Annotated in this window: 6 protein-coding genes; all 6 read left to right on the top strand. The window is 68.0% G+C overall.

What is annotated here, in order from left to right; all coding sequences use genetic code 11:
* On the top strand, positions 1-1,765 hold a 1,765-nt coding region (locus C7C56_RS04400; protein ID WP_106756273.1), incomplete at its 5' end, for a sensor histidine kinase.
* A 100-nt stretch (positions 1,766-1,865) separates the two neighbouring features.
* Positions 1,866-2,594, top strand: a complete 729-nt coding sequence (locus tag C7C56_RS04395) for a response regulator (protein ID WP_106756272.1) — start codon at positions 1,866-1,868, stop codon at positions 2,592-2,594.
* Positions 2,591-2,953, top strand: a complete 363-nt coding sequence (locus C7C56_RS04390; RefSeq protein WP_106756271.1) for a GTPase — start codon at positions 2,591-2,593, stop codon at positions 2,951-2,953. Before C7C56_RS04395 ends, C7C56_RS04390 begins: the two co-directional genes overlap by 4 nt.
* 211 nt (positions 2,954-3,164) lie before the next feature.
* Positions 3,165-3,422 carry a BTH_I0359 family protein gene (locus C7C56_RS04385; RefSeq protein ID WP_106756274.1) on the top strand — a complete coding sequence of 86 codons (258 nt, stop codon included), beginning with the start codon at positions 3,165-3,167 and terminating at the stop codon, positions 3,420-3,422.
* 87 nt (positions 3,423-3,509) lie between these two features.
* A complete protein-coding gene (locus C7C56_RS04380) occupies positions 3,510-4,286 on the top strand; it encodes a class II glutamine amidotransferase (RefSeq protein WP_106756270.1) in 777 nt (258 codons plus the stop codon).
* A 137-nt stretch (positions 4,287-4,423) separates the two neighbouring features.
* A partial coding sequence (locus C7C56_RS04375) for a YuxH family protein (protein WP_502506433.1) occupies positions 4,424-4,932 on the top strand: 509 nt, incomplete at its 3' end.

Below are 4,932 nucleotides of genomic sequence, written 5' to 3'. Positions count from 1 at the left end.
CCCGGCCGGCGTCGGCGCCGACCTGCCCACGCCCGAGATGCTGGCGCAGGCGCGCGCGCCGGGCGGCTACGCCAAGCCCGAGGGCGGGCTCGAGCGCGACACCCTGGCCGGCGGGATCGAGACCGGCCAGAACGCGCTCGACGCCGCCACCGGCCTGCGCCTGCGCGTGATCGTGGCGCTGCCGGCGGGGGCCGGCGGGCCGGCGCGCTACCTGCAGCTGCTGCAGTCGGTGCCGGTCAACCTGGCCACCAACGGCGAGGTGCTGCGCACCGCCTACAGCGAATACCAGCAGCGCAAGGACGCGCGCGAGGGCCTGCGCAAGATGTACATCGAAACGCTGACATTGACCCTGCTGCTGGCCATCTTCGGGGCCGTCGCCAGCGCCTTCCTGATCGCCGGCAACCTGGCCGCGCCGCTGCTGGTGTTGGCCGAGGGCACGCGCGCGGTGGCCGAGGGCGACCTGTCGCCGCGCCCGATCGTGGCCACCTCGGACGAGCTGGGCACGCTGACGCAGTCGTTCAACACCATGACCGGCCAGCTGTTCGAGGCGCGCAGCGCGGTCGAGCGCAACCGCGCGGCGCTGCAAAGCGCCAAGGTCCACCTCGAATCGGTGCTGGCCAACATGTCGGCCGGGGTGATCGTGCTCGACGCCGACTTCAACGTCGTCAATTCGAACGAGGCGGTGGCGCGCATCCTGCAGCACGACGTGGCCGGCCACGTGGGCCGGCCGCTGACCGGGGTGGCCGGCCTCGAGCGCTTCTCGGACGCCGTGGTCAAGGCGTTCTCGACCCAGAGCGCGCAGTCGGCGGCGGGCGGGCGCCAGCGCGTGCACTGGCAGCAGGAGATCGAGATCGCGCGCGCGGCCGACCCCGCCGTCGCCGTCGAACACGACCTGACGGTGCTGGCGCGCGGCTCGCGCCTGCCGGTCGGCGTCGGCAGCGGCTTCATCGTGGTGTTCGACGACATCTCCGAGGTGATCTCGGCGCAGCGCTCGATCGCCTGGGGCGAGGTGGCGCGGCGGCTGGCGCACGAGATCAAGAACCCGCTGACCCCGATCCAGCTGTCGGCCGAGCGGATGCAGATGAAGCTGGCCAAGCACCTCGGCCCGGCCGACCTCGACCTGCTCAACCGCAGCACCGCCACCATCGTCAACCAGGTCGACGCCATGAAGCGCATGGTCGACGACTTCCGCGACTACGCCAAGGCGCCGCCGGCCCAGCTGCAGCCGCTCGACCTCAATTGCCTGATATCCGAGATACTGCATTTGTACCTTTCCGGCGACGAAAGCGATATGATCCATGCTGCGCTGGCGCCGGGCATGCCGGCCGTGATGGGCGACCCGACCCAGTTGCGCCAGGTGGTGCACAACCTGCTGCAGAACGCGCAGGACGCGATGGTGGAGCACGCCGCGGGGCGGGCGCCGGGGGCGCCGCGCGGGCGCATCGAGGTCACCACCGAGGCGATCCACTACCAGAGCGCCGGTGGCGGCTCCGGAACGGCGGTGCGGCTGGCGATCGTCGATAATGGGCCCGGATTCGCGCCCAAGATCCTGGCGCGCGCGTTCGAGCCGTACGTCACCTCGAAGGCGCGCGGCACCGGGCTCGGCCTGCCGATGGTCAAAAAGATCATCGACGAACACGGGGGCCGGATCGAGATCGGCAACCGCACGGACGGAACTGGCGCGTCCGTCTTGATTTTGCTGTTAAAGTTGGCGCCTGCGGCGAACCAGTCGGACCTGGGGGCGGTGCATCGAACGGCTCCCTAGGGACCACCGGGCGCAGGTAATCGGATCAAGAACAAAATCGACCCCGACGGGCATGCAGGGCATGTGCCGGGGGCGGGCGAAATCAGGAAGGCAAAACTAGATGGCAAACATTCTCGTAGTTGATGATGAAATGGGCATCCGCGAGCTACTCTCGGAGATCCTGGGCGACGAAGGCCACGCGATCCAGCTGGCCGAAAACGCCCAGCAGGCGCGCGACGCGCGCGCCGCGGGCGCACCCGACCTGGTGCTGCTCGATATCTGGATGCCGGACACCGACGGCGTCACGCTGCTCAAGGAATGGCAGCGCGACGGCTTGCTGACCATGCCGGTCATCATGATGTCGGGCCACGCCACCATCGACACGGCGGTCGAGGCGACCCGCATCGGCGCCCTCAACTTCCTCGAAAAACCGATCGCGCTGCAAAAGCTGCTCAAGGCCGTGCAGCAGGGCCTCACGCGCGCCCAGGAGACGGTGCGCCCGGCGCTCAGCGCGGCGCGCCCGATCATGGCGCCCCAGGCCGAGGAGCACAGCCTGGCCGCGGCCGGCATGTTCAGCGCCCAGGCGCCGCAGCCGGGCGCGGCCCCGGGCGGCGCGCGCATCAGCGTCTTGCCCGACGGCGACGGCCAGGGCATGAGCCTGTCGTTCGACCTGCCGCTGCGCGAGGCGCGCGACGCGTTCGAGCGCATGTACTTCGAGCACCACCTCGGGCGCGAGGGCGGCTCCATGACGCGCGTGGCCGAAAAAACCGGGCTCGAACGCACCCACCTGTACCGCAAGCTCAAGCAGCTCGGCGTCGAGCCGGGCAAGCTGTCCAAAAAAAGCAATTGAGCGCCGCGCCGCGGCTGCCCACCACGCTCGTGACCGGCCCCGCCGGCGCGCGCGAGGCGGCCATCGCGCGCCTGCTCGCGCCCGGCGTGGCCAACGCCGTCATCCTCGAGGGCCTGCCCCTGGGCGACACCTGCCTCGCCCCGTCCGGCCTGCTCGCCGTGCACCGGATCGCGCCCGGTTGCCTGTGCTGCACCGGCCAACTCGTTTTGCGTGTAACATTGAATCGACTTCTGCGCCAGCGGCCCGCCCGCCTGTTCATCGGACCCGCCCCGGGGGATCACCTCGATCAGTTGCGATCGTGGTTGTGCGAACCGCCATACGATCAGCTGTTGGAACTGACACCGGACGTCTCCACTTGAAATGGCGCCGGCCAGCCCCACCTCGTAGTTGTGAGCACAAATGTGCGCATCAATGTGAGCGCAAACGTGCGCATCAACGTCGGCACCGGCTTCGATAGCGACGTGCGCATCGGCGCGCGGCGACGCGCGTGAAGGTACAAAGTGGACAGTCAGCCCCCCTGAAACACGGCGGTTTTCCACCACAACCGTCTGCTCGAGCGAAGGAATGACCATGAACATGATTTACAACAGCGAGCAATACAGCGTCGTCGAATTCGGCGTCGACCACAACCTCGAGGCGCTGCGCTTTGGCGGCTACGAGATCGTCGACAAATCCGGCCGGCGCGAAGCCTTCATCGGCGGCAAGCTTGCCCAGTCGTTCAGGCGCGAGGTCAACAACCTCATCGCGAGCGAACCGACCATGGAGGAGATCGACGATTTCCTCGGCTCCTACGACGTCCTCATGAGCCAACCCGTCCTGCTGCACTGACATCCCTCCGCGCTAAAAGCGGCCCCGGCGCGGGGTGCGCGCGCTCCGCCGGGATCGCCGCCCCGCCGCGCATGGTAAACTGTCGCCATGTGCCAACTCCTCGGAATGAACTGCAATGTCCCCACCGACATTGTCTTCAGCTTTACCGGCTTCGCCCAGCGCGGCGGCCGCACCGACTCCCACCTCGACGGCTGGGGCATCGCCTTTTTCGAGGGCGCCGGCGTGCGCCTGTTCGTCGACCACCAGGCCGCGGTCGCGTCGCCCGTGGCCGAGCTCATCAAGCGCTATCCGATCAAGTCGCGCCATGTGATCGCGCACATCCGCAAGGCCACCCAGGGCCAGGTCGCGCTCGAGAACTGCCATCCGTTCGTGCGCGAGTTGTGGGGCCGCTACTGGGTGTTCGCCCACAACGGCGACCTCAAAAATTTCAATCCGACCCTGAACGGCGCCTACCGCCCGGTCGGCTCGACCGACAGCGAGCGCGCCTTCTGCTTCCTGCTGCAGGAGTTGCGCCTGCGCTTCGGCGACGGCGCGCCGGCGCTGGCGCCGCTGCGCGCGGCCCTGGCCGAGCTGGTCGGCGCGATCGCGGCCCACGGCACCTTCAACCTGATGCTATCGGACGGCAACGCCCTGTTCGCGCATTGCTCGACCAAATTGTGCTACGTGGTGCGCCAGCATCCCTTCCTCACGGCCAGCCTGTCGGACGAGGATGTCAGCGTCGACTTCGCCCAGCTGACCACGCCGCGCGACCGGGTCGCCGTGATCGTGACCGAGCCGCTCACGACCAACGAGCACTGGACCGCGTTCGCGCCGGGCGAGCTCAAGGTGTTTGTCGACGGCATGCCCCTGCCAGACTTGGTATAAGTTTTTTGGATGACTTTTAGTTAAAATTGTTTGCCCGCATCCCCGCTATGGCTGGAATCGGGTAAAGTATTGACTAATGTCAATCCCGGAACCGCGGCGTCCATGCCCGCGGCCGGCGACCGGAAATAATTCACACCATGGATGACCCAAGCAGCACCGAACCGGCCTCCCCCCACTTGCGCGTGCACGATTTCTACCTCGGCCGCCAGCCGATAATGGACCGCAAGCAAGCCCTGTATGGCTACGAGTTGCTGTTCCGCAGCGCGCCGGTCGGTCCGCCCGTGATCGAGTCGGACCTCTCGGCCACAGCGGCCGTGATCGCCCATGTGGCCCAGCTCGGCCTCGAGCGCGTGATCGGCGATTCGCCCGGCTTCGTGATCGTCGACGCCGCCGTGCTCATGAGCGACATCTTCGTGTTCCTTCCGCGCGAGCAGGTGGTGCTCGAAATCGTCGGCAGCATGAAGGCGACGCCGGCGGTGCTCGGGCGCATGGCCGAACTGGCCGGACACGGTTTCAAGTTCGCGCTCGACGCCTGCGGCGCCGAGGCCGACGACGGCCAGGGGATGCTGCCGCTGATCGACTTCGTCACGATGGACGCCCACCTGACCCCGATCGAGACCGTGCACCGGCTCGCGCCGCGCTTCAA

The sequence above is a fragment of the Massilia glaciei genome (assembly GCF_003011895.2).
GTDB lineage: Bacteria > Pseudomonadota > Gammaproteobacteria > Burkholderiales > Burkholderiaceae_D > Telluria_A > Telluria_A glaciei.
This window is presented reverse-complemented; position numbering and strand designations above follow the sequence as displayed.